We start from the raw sequence: 14,395 nt of genomic DNA on the forward strand, positions 1-14,395 counted from the left end.
TCAGGCGTTTTATGCGTTTGCATGGATATCATGCATTCGCATCGAGCGTGAGGAGCGCACCATGACCGCAACCACCGAAGGTCTGCACCACGTCACCGCCATCGCCGGAGACCCGCAGAAGAACATCGACTTCTACATCACCGGCCTCGGCCTGCGGCTCGTGAAGAAGACCGTCAACTTTGACGACCCGGGCACCTACCACCTCTACTACGGCGATGAGGCGGGTCGACCGGGCTCGCTCATGACGTTCTTCCCCTGGCGCGGCGTAGCCGGCGGCCGCATCGGCGCTGGCCAGTCGACCTCGACGGCTTTCAGCGTGCCGGCCGGCAGCCTCGGCTGGTGGACGGGGCACTTCGCGAAGATCGGTGTCGAGGGTCGGATCACCTCGACCTCCTCCGACGAAGAGCGCCTGCTCGTCGCCGACCCCGATGGCCTGCAGATCGAACTCGTCGCCACGCACGCCGACGACCCGCGCGACCCGTGGGACTCGGCCAGCGTTCCCGCCGAATACGCGATCCGCGGCCAGCACTCGAGCGTGCTCACGGTGCGCGACAGCTCGAAGACGGTCGAGCTGATGGTGAACGACCTCGGGATGCGCGTGGTCGAGGAACAGGGCAACCGCACCCGCCTCGCGGCCGGCTCGGGCGCCCCCGGCACCCTCGTCGACGTGATCGGTTCGAACCTCGCGGCGCAGGGCCTCACCGCCGGCGGCACGGTTCACCACATCGCCTTCCGCGTGCCCGACCAGGAGACGCAGGAGGCGTGGCGCCAGGAACTCACCGAGCGCGGCCACCAGGTCACGCAGATTCTTGACCGCCAGTACTTCACGTCGATCTACTTCCGCGAGCCGGGCGGCGTGCTGTTCGAGATCGCGACTGACACCCCCGGATTCGACATCGACGAGCCCCTGCTCGAGCTGGGCCGCTCGCTGAAGCTGCCGCCGTGGCTCGAGCCGTCGCGCGAGGCGATCGAGAACGCGGTCGCGCCGATCCGCATCCCTGACGAGAACAATCCCGAGGTGGCCGCGTGACCGTGCAATTGAGCGACTGGCCGCACCTCGTTCGCGAGCCGCAGAACGGCGCGAGCCACTACCTGCTGACGCTGCACGGCACGGGCGGCAACGAGACCGAGGTCGCGACGCTCGGGCAGCACCTCGACCCGAACGCCGGTGTGCTGTCGCCGCGCGGCCGGGTCAGCGAGCACGGCATGACCCGCTGGTTCGCGCGGGTGACGGAGGGCGTGTTCGACGTCGACGACGTCATTGCGCGCTCTGCAGAACTGGCCGCGTTCATCCGCACCGCCCGCGAGCACTACGGCATTCAGGATGCGCCGATCACCGCCGTCGGGTTCTCGAACGGCGCGAACATTGGCACCGCAACCGCGCTGCTGCACCCGGAGACGCTGACCCGGGTGGTCGCGTTCAGCGGCATGTACCCGTTCGGCGACCGCGACCCGATCGGCGACGCGTCGGGCGTCGACCTCTTGCTGCTCAACGGCGCCGCCGACGCGATGGCGCCGACGGCGAGCGTCGAGCACCTCGTGCTGCGCGCCGAAGCGCACGGCGCCCAGGTGGAGCGCCACATTCGCGCCGGTGGGCACGGCATCGACATGTCCGACGTCGCCGCGGCGCGGGAGTGGCTCGCAGCGCGCTAACGACTCGGCCAGCTCCACCTCGGGCCGTCGAAGCGGAGGCGGCCCGGGATCGTGGTCGCGGCGCCTGCGCGCTCAAGTTCGATGCGCACGGCTGAGCCGCTGAGCGCGTCGACAAGCGGGGCCGCGTGCGAGATCACGACCACTTGGGTCGACTCGGCTGCACGCGTCACCAGATCGGCGAGGGCCGGCAGCACGCTCGGGTGCAGGCTCGCCTCGGGCTCGTTGAGCACCAGCAGGCCCGGCGGTCGGGGCGAGAGCAGGGCGGTGGCGAGCAGCAGAAAGCGCAGCGTGCCGTCGCTCAGCTCGCTCGCGTCGAACGGGCGCTTCACCGACGTTTGCTGCAGGGCAACGACGCCGATGCCACGGTCGTCTTCCAGCACGGTCGCCCGAGCCCCGTCGAACGCGCGTGAGACGGCGCGCTGCAGCGCCTCGGCGTCACCCACCCGCAGCACGGTGGCGAGCGCGCCGGGCAGACCGCCGCCGTCACCATCGAGCACCGGCGTGTAGGTGACGGGCGCGGGGCGGCGCGCGGGAGCATCCGGATCGACACGCAGCGCGTCGAAGAAGCGCCAGCCGCGAGCGCGCTCGCGCATCGCGTAGAGCTCGGGCGCCGTGTCGGGGTCGGCGAGTGTGGCGAGCATCGACTCGGTGGGCTGGGGCTTCCAGGGGGCGATCGCGAGGTCACCGTCGGCGGCGCGCAGCCGCACCCGCAGCGAGCGTCGATCGGCGGCGATCGTTGACGGGCGCAGCGTCTCGCCAAACCAAACGGTCTCACCCTTCACCTCGGGGTCGAGGGGAAACGGGCTGACGCCCGGCTGCGGCATACCGAGGTCGATGGCGTACGACAGCTCATCGGCCGCGAAGCCCAGGCGAAGAGCGACGGGCTCCTGGCCGCGGCGCTCGCCCGCGTACAGGGCACTGCGCAGCCCACCCTCGGCGGCGAGGGTGCGCAGGGCGCCGTCGCGCACGATCGAGGCGAGCAAGCGCAGGGCCCGGTACAGGTTCGACTTGCCGCTGCCGTTCGGGCCGGTCACGACCGTGAGGTCACCCAGCTCGACAACGAGGTCGCGCAGCGACCGGTAATTCTCAACGGCGATGAGGCGCAGCATCCGGGAATCGTAGTGAGCAGAACCGACAATTCGGTCGACCGGCGGGGTAGCGTCAGCACATGCGACGACGGATGCTCACCTCGGGATTGGCGATGATGGCACTCGCGGGGGCGCTCGGATTGAGTGCGTGTGCGACGTTCGGAACCGACGAGGCTCAGGCACTGCTCGACCGGCCGCAGGTCGATGGCGACGTGCCAGACAGCGACATCCTTGACGTGGAGAACACGGCTGACCTGGGCACATTTCGCTTCGTGGGCGAAGACGCCGAAACGAATCTGCGCTTCTACCTCGCGCGCAGCCTCTCGGATAGCTATTGCGTGTTCGCCTATGCGCTTGACGACAGCGGCGCGGCAGGAGGGTGCGGCCCGACCGGCGCGACCGTCACCGGACAGCTACCCGAGTTTCGACTCATCGCTGGAGGGCCCACACCCCCGGCGCCCGAAGGTTTTCGCGCTGTCGGCGGCGGGGTGTTCGTCAGGGAATAGCGCCGCGACTCGCTGAGTGGCGGTTCCACGCGCCGCAATGCGCCCTAGCGCTCGAGGACGACGGCGAGGCCCTGGCCGACGCCGATGCAGAGCGTGACGACGGCGACGCCCGAGCCGCGGCGCGCGAGCTCGTGGGCCGCGTGGCCGATGATGCGGCCGCCGGAGGCTCCGAGCGGGTGGCCGATCGCGATCGCGCCGCCGTGAATGTTCACCGTTTCGGGGTCCAGCTGATCCCACAGGCGGATGCACGCGAGGCTCTGCGACGAAAACGCCTCGTTCAATTCGACAAACGACACGTCGGCCCAGGTGCGCCCGGCCTTCGCCAGCGCCCGGTTGGCCGCCTCGACGGGGGCGACCCCGAACACGTCGGGGTCGTTGCCGAAGGCCGCACGCCCGGCGATTCGGGCAAGCGGAGCCGCGTCTAACGCACCCTCTCCGCCGATGAGCACGGCAGAGGCTCCGTCGTTGATCGACGAGGAGTTGCCCGCGGTCACCGTGCCGTCGGCCGCGAACAGCGCCTTCAGCGAGCCGAGCTTTTCGAGCGTCGTGTCGTCGCGAATGCCTTCGTCGCGGGCGAGCTCGTGGCCGGCCACCTGGACGATCTCGCCGTCGTAGGCGCCGTTCGCCCACGCGGCGGCCGCAAGCGCGTGGCTGCGCAGCGCGAACGCGTCCTGGTCGTCGCGCGAGATGCCGTAGATCGTGGCGAGCTTCTCGGCCGACTCACCGTTCGAAATCGTCCACTCCTTCGGCAGCGCGCGATTGACCATGCGCCAGCCGATCGCGGTGTTCCAGAGGGTCGGGTTGCCGATCGCGGGGTACGGCTTCGGCGACTTTTCGAGCACGTAGGGGGCGCGGCTCATCGACTCAACGCCGCCGGCCAGGATCACGTCGGCGTCGCCCGACTCGATAGCGCGCGAGCCCTGAATGACGGCGTCGAGCGACGAGCCACAGAGGCGGTTGACCGTGGTGCCGGTGACCGTCGTCGGGAAGCCCGCGAGCAGCGCTCCGAAGCGGGCAACATTGCGGTTGTCTTCGCCCGCCTGGTTGGCATCACCGAACACGACGTCGTCGATGCGCGCCGGGTCGAGACCCGTGCGCTCGACCGTCGCCTTCATGACGGTGGCGGCGAGGTCGTCGGGCCGCACATCGGCGAGCGCCCCTCCGGCGCGACCGAACGGGGTGCGCACGGCGTCGTAGATGAAGCTCGCGGTCATCGCAGTCTCCTTAGGGCCGGGCGGGCAGGTGCGGACGGGCGGGTGCGCGCGCTACGCGCCATCGAACATCTCGAGTTCGAGCCCGGTCAGCTCGCGCAACTCGTCAAGCGTCGTCGAGCCGAACAGCTCGCGCACGCGGAAGCGGCCGCCGACCACGTCGAAGACGGCGCGATCGGTGTAGACGCGGGTGACGCATCCGACGCCCGTGAGCGGGTACGTGCACGACGCGACGAGCTTCGATTCACCCGTCTTCGTGAGGAGGTCGGTCATGACGTAGACGTCTTTGGCGCCGATCGCGAGATCCATGGCGCCGCCGACCGCGGGAATCGCGTCGGGAGCTCCGGTCGACCAGTTCGCGAGGTCGCCCGACTCGGAGACCTGGAAGGCGCCGAGGATGCAGAGGTCGAGGTGACCGCCGCGCATCATGGCGAACGAGTCGGCGTGGTGGAAGTACGCGGCGCCCGGCAGCTCGGTCACGGGCTGCTTGCCCGCGTTGATCAGGTCGGGGTCGACCTCGCCCTCGGCGGGGGCGGGGTCCATACCGAGCATGCCGTTCTCGGTGTGCAGAATCACCTCGGAGCTGGGCGGCAGGTGATCGGCCACGAGCGTCGGCGCGCCGATGCCCAAGTTGACGTATGCGCCGTTCGAAATGTCGGCCGCGACGCGCTTCGCGAGGGCGGTGCGGTCGAGCCGGTCGGGCTGCGCGTGGCGATCATCGGATGCGCGGGGCGCGGTCGCGGTCTGCTGGTCGCTCACGAGGCACCTCCGGCTGACGCGCCGGCGCCCGCGAGCGGGGCACCGGCCAGGTCGACGCCGCCGACGAACTCGCTGTCGCGCAGCCACGGCCGCTCGCCGACCGCCACGACGCGGTTGACGAAGATGCCGGGGGTGACGACGGCCTCGGGATCGAGCGCGCCCACCTCGACGATCTCGTCGACCTGCACCACCGTCGTGCGAGCAGCGGTCGCCATGATGGGCCCGAAGTTGCGGGCCGTGCGGCGGTAGACGACGTTGCCGAGCCGGTCGGCGGCGAGCCCCGAGATCAGGGCGACGTCGGCGTGAATCGGGTACTCGAGCAGGTAGGTGCGGCCGTCGATGACGCGCTGCTCGCGGCCCTCGGCGAGCGGAGTGCCGACGGCGGTCGGCGAGTAGAAGGCGCCGATACCGGCCCCCGCGGCACGGATGCGCTCGGCCAGGTTGCCCTGCGGCACGAGCTCAAGTTCGAGGCGGGCCTCGCGGTAAGCGGTGTCGAAGTGCCAGGAGTCGCTCTGCCGCGGAAACGAGCAGACGACTTTGCGCACGCGACCTTCGGCGATGAGGCGGGCGAGGCCCACGTCGCCGCCGCCGGCGTTGTTGCTGACGATGGTGAGCTCGCGGGCGCCGACGTCGATGAGGGCGTCGATGAGCTCGACGGGCTGGCCGGCGCGGCCGAAACCGCCGACCATGACGGTGGCTCCGTCGGCGATGCCCGCGACGGCGGATGCGACGTCGGGCACGGTCTTATCGATCATCGTCGCCCCCTCTCAGTTGTGCGCCTTGCGAACAGTAGTTCGCTCAACGGACAGTCTACGGCGTGGCGGGGCGCGGCGAAAGAAGAGGAATCACGCGCGCGACGAGGTACTCCCGCACGCCAGCTCGTGCGCGCAGCCGGTGGCCGACTACCGCGGCAGGTTCGCCTCGATCAGCGACACGATCGCGTCGTCGTCGGGCGCGGTGGTCGAGCGGAAGCGGTGCACCTCGCCGTTCGGCAGCACGAGGAACTTTTCGAAGTTCCACGCCACGGGGCCCGCGAGCCCCACGCTGTCTTTCGCGTGCACGAGTTCGGCGTAGAGCGGGTGACGCTTGCCGCCGTTGACCTTCACCTTCTCGGTCATCGGGAAGGTGACGCCCCACGTGGTGCTGCAGTATTCGGCGATCTTGTCCTCGCTCGAGAGTTCCTGCAGGAACTGGTTCGACGGCATGCCCAGCACCGTAAAGCCGCGGCCCGCGTAGCGCTTCTGCAGCTCCTCCAACTGCTGGTACTGCGGGGTGAAGCCGCAGCGCGAGGCGACGTTCACGACGAGCACCACGTTGCCGGCGAACTCGCCGAACGTGGTCGCCCGGCCGTCGAGCATCGTGAGCGGAATGGAGTCGAGAGCGGCGGTCATATCGCCCACCGTAGGCGCCGGCGCTGGGCGGTCACCTCGTGTCGACCGAAAACTCACCCGACTTGACTGTGTGGCGACCACACAGTGTCTCCTAGAGCGATGAGCACTCGCAGCCGCACCGTCGCGACGGTCTTCTCCACGTTCGGCACCGTCCTCTTGGCCACAGGGTTCGTCATGCTCGCGGTCGCCGTCACGATGATCGATGTCACCGCATCAGACGCCAACATCGGAGCCGGAATCCTCGTCGTGGTCGGCACCCCCGTCGGCATCGCGGGCCTTCTCGGCATCATCGTGGGCGTGCTGGCACGCCTCAGCGCCCGCCCGTCACGCACCTCCCCGTAACCTCCGCGCCGGCGTGTCCGCCGTAGAATCAGCGCGGACAAGCAAAGGAGCCACGGGTGTCGGACGCGATCTTCGACTACTTCACGCAGCTCGAATTACCGACTCCCACCCTCGGCGTCGATGAGGTGCAGCGCCTGTTCGCCGAACACTTCGGCGTCGACGTCGAACTCGCCCCGCTCGGCAGCCAGCAAGACCAGAACTTCCGGGTCTTCGCCCGCGGGTCAGACGAAGCGCTCGGGGTGCTGAAGCTCAGCAATCCCGCCTTCAGTGAGGCCGAGATTCAGATGCAAGACGAGGCGGCCGCCCGCGTCGCCGAGCGGCAACCCAGCCTGCGCATCCCGAAGCTCGTGGAAGGGCCGCGCGGCGCGATGTCGGCCTGGTGGCAGACGGGCGAGGGGCGCATCCATGCCCGCGTGATCGAGAACATCACGGGCTCGACGCTGACCGGTTCTGGCTACCTCGGCCCCGACGTGGTCGCCCGCATGGGCGAGCTGTCAGCCCGCGTGAGCGTCGCCCTCGCCGAGTACCGGCACCCGGCAGACGCCCGCGTCTTACAGTGGGACCTGCGGCACGCCGAGCGCGTCATCGACACCCTGCTGCCGCGCGAACCCGACGAGCAGGTGCGCGCGACTCTCGCCGCGGCGACCGCACCCGCGCTCGCCGCCCTCGCGCCCGTCGCCGAGCACCTTCCCGTGCAGGCCGGCCACTTCGACATCACCGACGACAACATCCTGCGGCCCGACGGCGAGCGCCTGCCCGACGCCGTCATCGACTTCGGCGACGTGGCCGCCTCGTGGGCGGTCGGCGAGCTCGCCACCACCCTGTCGTCACTGTTGCACCACGACGGCGCGACCCCCGCGACGACGCTGCCGGCGGTTCGCGCCTTCCACGCGCTGCGCCCGCTGACCGGGCACGAGGTCGACGCGCTGTGGGCGCTCGTCACCCTGCGCGGCGTCGTGCTGGTGCTGTGCGGCCGCGAGCAGGTGCGGCTCGACGCCTCCAACGACTACGCAAGCGGCGCCCTCGACCGCGAGTTCCGGGTGTTCGAGGTCGCCTCCTCGGTGCCGCCGACCGTCATGGCCGCGGTCATCCGCCGCGCCCTCGGGTTGCCCGTCGCGGCATCCGACGCCACCGCCGGCGGGCAGGGTGCCGTGCCACTGCCGCCGTTCCGCGCGCCGGTCGCCCTCGACGCGGGCACCGTCTCGTCGCTCAACGACGTCGGGGCCTGGATGCACGCATCCGTTCTCGAGAACGCGGCCGCCGCCGCCCTCGCGGCCGGCGCCGACGTTGCGTACCTCCCGGCCTGGCAGCCGATCCTCACGGGTGCCCCGGCGCGCACGCCGGAGGAGCCGGCGACCGTGCCGACCGGCGTCACCGCCTGGCTTGCTGTCCCCACCATCCTCACCGGAGACGTGACCGTCGAGGGCGAGTCGCTCGTGGTGCACGGCGACGGTGAGGCGCTGGTGCTGAGCGGCGAGGGGGTGGCGGCTGCGGTCGGCGCGACGGCCGAGGCGAGCGCGACGGACGACGAGACGAGCGCGACGCGGGCGACGCTGCCGGCGCACACGCGCATCCTGATTCAGCGGCGCCCGCAGGGTGCGCCGCCTGCCCCCGCCATGGTGGCGGCGTCGCTCGCCCCCGGTTGGCGGGCCGTGCTGGGTGACCCGGCCGCCGCGCTCGGGCTCGCTGCCGCGCACGAGCCCGACAACGACCCCGCGGCCACTGACAACGCCCCCGACCCCCACGCGATCCTCGCCCGCCGCGAGCGCGTGCTCGCCGAGGTGCAAGAGCACTACTACGCCGCTCCCCCGCAGATTGAGCGCGGCTGGCGCGAGTACCTCGTCGACACGAACGGCCGCGTGTACCTCGACATGCTGAACAACGTGACGTCGGTCGGCCACGCCCACCCGCACGTCGTCGAGGCCGCGCACCGGCAGATGCGTCTGCTGAACACGAACTCGCGGTTCCACTACGCGGCGATCACCGAATACGCCGAGCGGATCGCGGCGAAGTTGCCCGAGCACCTCGACACGGTGTTCTTCGTGAACTCCGGCTCGGAGGCGGTCGACCTCGCCATTCGCCTCGCGATGGCCGCCACCGGCCGCCGCGACATCGTCGCCATGCGCGAGGCCTACCACGGCTGGACATTCGCGAGCGATGCCGTCTCGACCTCGATCGCCGACAACCCGAACGCGCTCGAGACCCGCCCCGACTGGGTGCACACGGTGGACGCGGCGAACGCGTACCGCGGCACGCATCGGGGGGCGGATGCACACCGCTACGCCCCCGAGGCGGTGGCCGTCATCGACGAACTCGCCGCAAGCGGCCGGCCCCCCGCCGGGTTCATCTGCGAGCCCTACTTCGGCAACGCGGGCGGTGTTCCCCTCCCCGACGGCTACCTGTCTCAGGTGTACGAGGCGGTGCGCCGCCACGGCGGTGTCGTCATCGCCGATGAAGTGCAAGTGGGTTACGGCCGGCTCGGCGGCTGGTTTTGGGGTCACGAGCAGCAGGGCGTGGTGCCCGACATTGTCGCGGTCGCGAAGTCGGTCGGCTCGGGCCACCCGGTGGGCGCCGTCATCACGACGAAGGAGATCGCCGACAAGTACCGCACGGGCGGCTACTTCTTCGCCTCGACCGGCGGCTCGCCTGTCTCGTCGGTGATCGGCATGGCCGTGCTCGACGTGATCGAAAACGAGTGCCTGCAGCAGAACGCGTGGCGGGTCGGGCAGCACCTGCGCCGCCGCCTCGAAGCCCTCATGGATGAGTACCCGATCATCGGCGCCGTGCACGGTTCGGGTCTCTACATGGGCCTCGAGCTGGTGCGCGACCGGTCGACGCTCGAACCGGCGACCGAAGAGACGGCGTTCATCTGCGACCGCCTGCGCGCGCTCGGGGTCATCATGCAGCCCACCGGCGACTACCAGAACGTGTTCAAGATCAAGCCGCCGCTGTGCGTCACGATCGAGTCGGCCGACTACTTCGCCGACCAGGTCGAAAGGGTGCTCGCGACCGGCTGGTAGCGGTGCCCAGCGCAACCCGCGTGACCCGATACGGCTCGAAAGACTTGAGAGGCAATCACCCCCAATGACGACCGATTCCCGTGGCCTCTCCCTCGACCAGGCGGAGGACGCTCTGCTGGACGCCATGCGCGGGAGCGACGTCGAGCGTCTCGCCGAGCTCCTCTTCCCCGAGCTCGCATTTTGCCTCCCCGACGGCGCAATCATTAGTCGAGACGATGATCTCGAAGCGCACCGCACGGGGACCACGCGCTTCACCTCAATTACGGAACGCAGCCGCAGCACAATCGCCCACGCCGGCCGCGGGCGCACGCAGTCACTCGTCGACGTCGCGCTGATTGATCACGGGACGCCCATCGAGGCAACGCTGCGGTATGAGCGCTACTGGTCGGTGATCGACGGTCGGTGGCAGGTGATCGCCGGAAGCGCATCCGTGGCCGACTAGTCGCGTCGGAAACCGGCCCCTAGCGTCGCGAGCGCAGCGCGCTGATGACGATCGCGATGCCCGCGACGACCACGAGGATCGGCCACACCGCCGCCGCCCCCACGCCGAGGCCCTCCGCCGAGAGGGCCACGATGACGGCGACGATCGCGAGCCCGATCGCGGGGAACCAGGCCCAGCGCTGCGCGCGCCCTCCCGGGGCGATCGCCAGCACCACGAAGGTGAGCGATGCGCCGACGAAGAAGACGATGCCGCCAGCCTGGTCGGTGAGAAGCCGGTCGGCGAGATCCGTCACCCCGAGGGTGACGAGCATCCCGGCCGGAATGATGGCCCACCAGCGCCGCTTACGGGTCGCCGCGACGGCCCAGAACCCGAGACTCGCGATCACGAGGAAGACGAGTTCCCGCCAGTTCGGGATGCTCCCCGACAGTTCCAGAAGCGATCGCACGCCGATCGCGGCCAGCACCGCGCCCGGAATCGCCGCCCACCACGAGCCGCGATCCGTCGCAAAGGCCACCCAAAACACGGCGCTCGCGCCGAACTGGATACCGACCCACCAGAGCCCCAGGTCAGCGCCCTCGACGAAGAGGTCGATGAGCGCGAGTACGCCAGCGACGGCGAGGGCGATTCCGAGGGTGACGCGAACGGCGACGCTCGACATGGGGGCCTCCTGATCGGGAGAGGTCGACGCGGGCCACCGACCCCGGGCACTGCGCACCAGTGTGGCAGCCAGGCGCACAGACCGGCAGCAAACTATGTCCACGAACGCGAAAACCCCCGGTCAACCGGGGGTTTTCATGGCGGTGACGGTGGTGTCTAGTTTCAGGACATAGGAAACCCCTGTCTCACGACATAGGAAACTTCCCGGCACGCTCAACATCGTGTCGAAGGCCCGCCTGATCATCACCGCCGTCACCGTTCAAGGCCTGTCGCAGGCCGAGGCAGCACGCCGCTATGTGACTTCGTCTGCTGAATGGCGGGGTTCTTCGGTCGCTTCGTGGCGGGGTCAGGTGACACCGATGACCAGGGTGCTCTGTGCGGCTTCGATGACGTCGTTGGTGATGGTGTCGAGTTCGTTGATCTTCAGGACCCGCTGGATCTGGGGGAAGAGGCGTTCGAGGAGCCGGAAGTTGCCGCGGGTGATCCGTGCGATGGCTGCGATGGCTTGGGCGTCGGTGAAGTCGTCGGGGTCGAGGGTCTTGCCGAGGGATCGCCAGTGTCGCTCGAGGACGAACAGCAGTTCGTCTTGTCCCAGGGGCCGGTACTGGTGGGCGAAGCCGACTCGGCTGTAGAACTGGGGGTAGTGGCTGAACTGCTTCTCCAGGCCGGGCATGCCGATCAGGATCAGGGCGATGTCGTCGCGGTCGTAGCGATCGCGCAGCAGTTCCAGAGCGGCGGGACGCAGTCGTTCGGCCTCGTCGACGATGATCAGCTCCACGCAGTTCCTGCCGTGTCGCCATCCCCAGGCCTCGGGAGTGGCCGTGCCGGGAGGTACGAGGTGCTGCTCGATGCACATGTTGGTGCGGGTGATGGCTTGGGTCAGCTCGTCCTTCAGGGTCCGCGGGGTGGTCAGCACGCTGGGGGTGTAGAGCACGGTGCGGCTCCGGTTCAAGGCGGCGTAGATCTTGGCGTCGTTGTCGGAGCGCGGCCCCCAGTAGGTCAGCAGGTCATGAGCCTTCTCGTCGTGTGCGTAGCGGCGCGCGGAGAGTGTCTTTCCTACGCCGGCTGATCCGAAGCACAAACCGATGGTGTGCCCGCGGCGCACGGCGTCGGCGAACTCGGTGAAGCGGCGGTGCTCCTTGGTGACGATGAAGCGCTGGCTCACCTGAGGTCCTCCTTGTAGATCTTCAACGCCGACCTCGGCGCCGGAGCCGGTGCTTCGGTGATCCGTGGCGTCTCGGTAGGTGCGGCCACGAGGGCGATGCGTTCGTTGATGCCGGCTCGCAGCGCCCGGCGGCGGGCGTTGCGCGCGGCCTGGATCTCCTTGAGGCTGACCTTCTGGTCGTGGTGCTCTTGGTTGACGGCCTTGCAGACGAATTCGTCGTGATCGAAGACGCGGATCTCGGTGATGTCGCGGGGGTCGTAGCGGATCACGACCGAGCGTCCGACGTAGCCGGCCAGAGTTGGCGAGACGTAGCGCAGGCCCTGGAAGCGGATGCCATCGCGGCGCACGACGCGGGTCTTGGCGACGGTCAACAGCAGTCTGTCGAGGTCTTCCAGGCTCTCGGGCATTCGGGGCAGCCAGCCATCGGCGATCCACGCGCTGCGCGGGGAAGTTCCGAGCTCGCTGTGCGTGCGGTCGTTGTAGGTGGCCACGAACGCCTCCAGGGCGCTATCGAGGGCGGCCAGGGACAGTTTCGGTGTCGGCCAGGGGTGCCCTTCGGTGATGTGTCCGGGCAGGGTGGCGAGTAGCTCGGTGTTGATGGTGCCGAAGAACCGCTCGATCTTGCCCCGTCCCTGGGGTCGGGCGACGGTGGAGTGGATCAGTCGGATGTGGAGGTCGACGGCGGTGTGGGCGAGCTGGTCACTGGTGAAGTCGCTGCCGTGGTCGACGTAGAGCACGTCGGGCAGGCCGCACATCGGCCAGGCCGGGTCGGTCTTGTGCCAGATCGCTTGGCGCAGCGCCAGGGCGGTGTTCATCGCCGACGGTGCGCCCAGGAAGACTGTGTAGCCGCAGACCGCCCGGGAGCAGTCGTCGAGGATCGTTGTCAGCCATGGCCGTGCGGGCTTGCCGTCGGTGCCCACCACCAGGATGTCGAGCATGGTGTGATCGGATTGCCACATCGCGTTGGGCAGCTCTGCTTGCCGGCGTAGCACCAGCTCGTGCTTGTCGCGGTAGGACGCTGCGCCCTCCAGGGCGAGGGTGACCATGCCGGGATCCAGGGTCCGCACGATGTCCCACACCACCGAGTAGGAGGGGACCGGCCATCTCCGGGCGGCGCAGATGCCGGTGACTTTGCGGTGGATGGTGGCGATGGCCGGCCGCGGCTTGCTCAGTGCCAGGCCCTCGATCAGGTGGACGAGGTCGGGCGGAAGGCGGCGGGAGCCGGTGTCCGCTCGCGAGGCTGTCTCCAGTCCGGCGTAGCCGTCGGCGCGGTAGCGGGCGTGCCAGCGCTCCAGGGTCCGCAGCCCAACATCGGTCTCGCGAGCTAAGCGCGCGAGGGGCACCTGGTCCTCGACGTGGAGCCTGAGGATTCGCCACCGCGCTCGAGCGTCCACGACGCACCTACTGCAAGGCGTTCTCGCGCCCGCGCTCGGCGCGCTGAAGGGCGCGGTAGACCGTCGAGCGGCCCACGCTGAACAGCTCGGCCAGCTCGCCCACAGTGTGCTCGTCGGCGGCATGTAGCTGGACGAGGTGAGCTTCTTGCCGGGGGGTGAGTTTCGGTGACTTCCCGCGCAGCCGGCCCTTGGCCTTGGCGACCTTCATCCCCTCGCGGGTGCGGGCACGGATGAGGTCGGCTTCGAATTCGGCGACCATCGCCAGCACGTTGAACAACAGTTTCCCCATCGGGTCGGTCGGGTCGTACACCGATCCGGCGATGCTCAGCTTCACTTCCCGCGCCGCGAGGTCGTCGGCGATCTGGTGGGCATCACGGACCGAACGCGCCAGCCGATCGAGCTTGGTGACCACGAATGTATCGCCGTCCCGACACGCTGCCAGCGCCTGCTGCAGGCCCTCACGGTCGGCGTTGCGGCCCGTGAGCCCGTGATCGACGTAGATGCGCTTGGGATCGACGCCGAACGCCGCGAGTCCGTCACGCTGCGCGGTCAGGTCCTGCTCGTCGGTGGAGACTCGGGCATAGCCGACCTTCAAGGGGGACATGCTCCCCAGTGTGTCATATAGCCTCCCTTCACCGGACAGTTCACCGGACGGGTCTTACGGGACAGCCCGCCAGGCGTGCCGTCGTTCCTCTCGATAAGTAGCGGTGGTGTCCGGTGAGGGTTCCCCTTACGGGCATGCGATCTGGGCTGACGCCTGTGAACTA

General features: G+C 69.4%; 15 protein-coding genes. 6 read left to right on the plus strand and 9 right to left on the minus strand.

Annotated features, from left to right (window positions below; genetic code table 11):
* The first annotated feature begins 61 nt into the window (after window positions 1-61).
* Together EV141_RS10675 and EV141_RS10680 are read left to right on the plus strand one after the other, a co-directional pair.
* A complete protein-coding gene (locus EV141_RS10675) occupies window positions 62-1,030 on the plus strand; it encodes a ring-cleaving dioxygenase (RefSeq protein WP_130485949.1) in 969 nt (322 codons plus the stop codon).
* On the plus strand, window positions 1,027-1,653 hold the full coding sequence (locus EV141_RS10680) for an alpha/beta hydrolase (RefSeq protein WP_130485950.1): 627 nt from the start codon (window positions 1,027-1,029) through the stop codon (window positions 1,651-1,653). The genes EV141_RS10675 and EV141_RS10680 overlap by 4 nt, the downstream gene beginning before the upstream one ends.
* Here the strand turns inward: EV141_RS10680 and EV141_RS10685 are convergent.
* Window positions 1,650-2,762, minus strand: coding sequence for an AAA family ATPase (locus tag EV141_RS10685; protein ID WP_130485951.1), 1,113 nt, complete (start codon window positions 2,760-2,762; stop codon window positions 1,650-1,652). The two genes, EV141_RS10680 and EV141_RS10685, sit on opposite strands and share 4 nt — an antisense overlap.
* A 59-nt stretch (window positions 2,763-2,821) precedes the next feature.
* Between EV141_RS10685 and EV141_RS10690 the strand changes: the two genes are divergently transcribed.
* On the plus strand, window positions 2,822-3,247 hold the full coding sequence (locus EV141_RS10690) for a hypothetical protein (RefSeq protein ID WP_130485952.1): 426 nt from the start codon (window positions 2,822-2,824) through the stop codon (window positions 3,245-3,247).
* A gap of 44 nt (window positions 3,248-3,291) precedes the next feature.
* Here EV141_RS10690 and EV141_RS10695 read toward each other — a convergent pair whose 3' ends face one another.
* The 4 genes from EV141_RS10695 to EV141_RS10710 all read right to left on the minus strand — a co-directional run bounded on the left by EV141_RS10695 (window position 3,292) and on the right by EV141_RS10710 (window position 6,608).
* Window positions 3,292-4,461 carry a thiolase family protein gene (locus EV141_RS10695; protein WP_130485953.1) on the minus strand — a complete coding sequence of 390 codons (1,170 nt, stop codon included), beginning with the start codon at window positions 4,459-4,461 and terminating at the stop codon, window positions 3,292-3,294.
* Between the two features lie 51 nt (window positions 4,462-4,512).
* The gene (locus EV141_RS10700) at window positions 4,513-5,217 is read right to left on the minus strand and encodes a 3-oxoacid CoA-transferase subunit B (RefSeq protein WP_130485954.1); all 705 of its coding nucleotides are present in this window, start codon (window positions 5,215-5,217) and stop codon (window positions 4,513-4,515) included.
* Window positions 5,214-5,972, minus strand: coding sequence for a 3-oxoacid CoA-transferase subunit A (locus EV141_RS10705; RefSeq protein ID WP_130485955.1), 759 nt, complete (start codon window positions 5,970-5,972; stop codon window positions 5,214-5,216). Before EV141_RS10705 ends, EV141_RS10700 begins: the two co-directional genes overlap by 4 nt.
* A gap of 147 nt (window positions 5,973-6,119) precedes the next feature.
* Entirely contained in the window at window positions 6,120-6,608 is a 489-nt protein-coding gene (locus tag EV141_RS10710; RefSeq protein WP_130485956.1) for a glutathione peroxidase, read from the minus strand.
* A 99-nt stretch (window positions 6,609-6,707) separates the two neighbouring features.
* On the opposite strand from EV141_RS10710, the gene EV141_RS10715 reads away from it, so the two are divergent.
* The 3 genes from EV141_RS10715 to EV141_RS10725 all read left to right on the plus strand — a co-directional run bounded on the left by EV141_RS10715 (window position 6,708) and on the right by EV141_RS10725 (window position 10,412).
* Window positions 6,708-6,950: a hypothetical protein gene (locus EV141_RS10715; RefSeq protein WP_130485957.1), complete on the plus strand. Its 243-nt coding sequence runs from the start codon at window positions 6,708-6,710 to the stop codon at window positions 6,948-6,950.
* 56 nt (window positions 6,951-7,006) lie between these two features.
* Window positions 7,007-9,970: an aminotransferase gene (locus EV141_RS10720; protein ID WP_130485958.1), complete on the plus strand. Its 2,964-nt coding sequence runs from the start codon at window positions 7,007-7,009 to the stop codon at window positions 9,968-9,970.
* A 64-nt stretch (window positions 9,971-10,034) separates the two neighbouring features.
* The gene (locus EV141_RS10725; protein WP_130485959.1) at window positions 10,035-10,412 is read left to right on the plus strand and encodes a nuclear transport factor 2 family protein; all 378 of its coding nucleotides are present in this window, start codon (window positions 10,035-10,037) and stop codon (window positions 10,410-10,412) included.
* 19 nt (window positions 10,413-10,431) lie between these two features.
* Here the strand turns inward: EV141_RS10725 and EV141_RS10730 are convergent, their stop codons facing one another.
* The 4 genes from EV141_RS10730 to EV141_RS10745 all read right to left on the minus strand — a co-directional run bounded on the left by EV141_RS10730 (window position 10,432) and on the right by EV141_RS10745 (window position 14,232).
* Window positions 10,432-11,070, minus strand: coding sequence for a hypothetical protein (locus EV141_RS10730; protein ID WP_130485960.1), 639 nt, complete (start codon window positions 11,068-11,070; stop codon window positions 10,432-10,434).
* A gap of 345 nt (window positions 11,071-11,415) precedes the next feature.
* A complete protein-coding gene (locus EV141_RS10735) occupies window positions 11,416-12,234 on the minus strand; it encodes an AAA family ATPase (RefSeq protein ID WP_130485961.1) in 819 nt (272 codons plus the stop codon).
* On the minus strand, window positions 12,231-13,628 hold the full coding sequence (locus EV141_RS10740) for a Mu transposase C-terminal domain-containing protein (protein WP_082937603.1): 1,398 nt from the start codon (window positions 13,626-13,628) through the stop codon (window positions 12,231-12,233). Before EV141_RS10740 ends, EV141_RS10735 begins: the two co-directional genes overlap by 4 nt.
* 7 nt (window positions 13,629-13,635) lie before the next feature.
* Entirely contained in the window at window positions 13,636-14,232 is a 597-nt protein-coding gene (locus tag EV141_RS10745; RefSeq protein ID WP_064441666.1) for a recombinase family protein, read from the minus strand.
* Window positions 14,233-14,395 lie beyond the last annotated feature (163 nt).

The organism is Microcella putealis (assembly GCF_004216575.1).
Lineage (GTDB): Bacteria > Actinomycetota > Actinomycetes > Actinomycetales > Microbacteriaceae > Microcella > Microcella putealis.

What these genes read in the sequence shown, in the direction of transcription:
- EV141_RS10675 (WP_130485949.1), top strand. Translation starts at nt 62, where the DNA reads ATGACCGCAACCACCGAAGGTCTGCACCACGTCACCGCCATCGCCGGA.
- EV141_RS10685 (WP_130485951.1), bottom strand. Translation starts at nt 2,762, where the DNA reads ATGCTGCGCCTCATCGCCGTTGAGAATTACCGGTCGCTGCGCGACCTC.
- EV141_RS10690 (WP_130485952.1), top strand. Translation starts at nt 2,822, where the DNA reads ATGCGACGACGGATGCTCACCTCGGGATTGGCGATGATGGCACTCGCG.
- EV141_RS10695 (WP_130485953.1), bottom strand. Translation starts at nt 4,461, where the DNA reads ATGACCGCGAGCTTCATCTACGACGCCGTGCGCACCCCGTTCGGTCGC.
- EV141_RS10705 (WP_130485955.1), bottom strand. Translation starts at nt 5,972, where the DNA reads ATGATCGATAAGACCGTGCCCGACGTCGCATCCGCCGTCGCGGGCATC.
- EV141_RS10710 (WP_130485956.1), bottom strand. Translation starts at nt 6,608, where the DNA reads ATGACCGCCGCTCTCGACTCCATTCCGCTCACGATGCTCGACGGCCGG.
- EV141_RS10715 (WP_130485957.1), top strand. Translation starts at nt 6,708, where the DNA reads ATGAGCACTCGCAGCCGCACCGTCGCGACGGTCTTCTCCACGTTCGGC.
- EV141_RS10725 (WP_130485959.1), top strand. Translation starts at nt 10,035, where the DNA reads ATGACGACCGATTCCCGTGGCCTCTCCCTCGACCAGGCGGAGGACGCT.
- EV141_RS10730 (WP_130485960.1), bottom strand. Translation starts at nt 11,070, where the DNA reads ATGTCGAGCGTCGCCGTTCGCGTCACCCTCGGAATCGCCCTCGCCGTC.
- EV141_RS10745 (WP_064441666.1), bottom strand. Translation starts at nt 14,232, where the DNA reads ATGTCCCCCTTGAAGGTCGGCTATGCCCGAGTCTCCACCGACGAGCAG.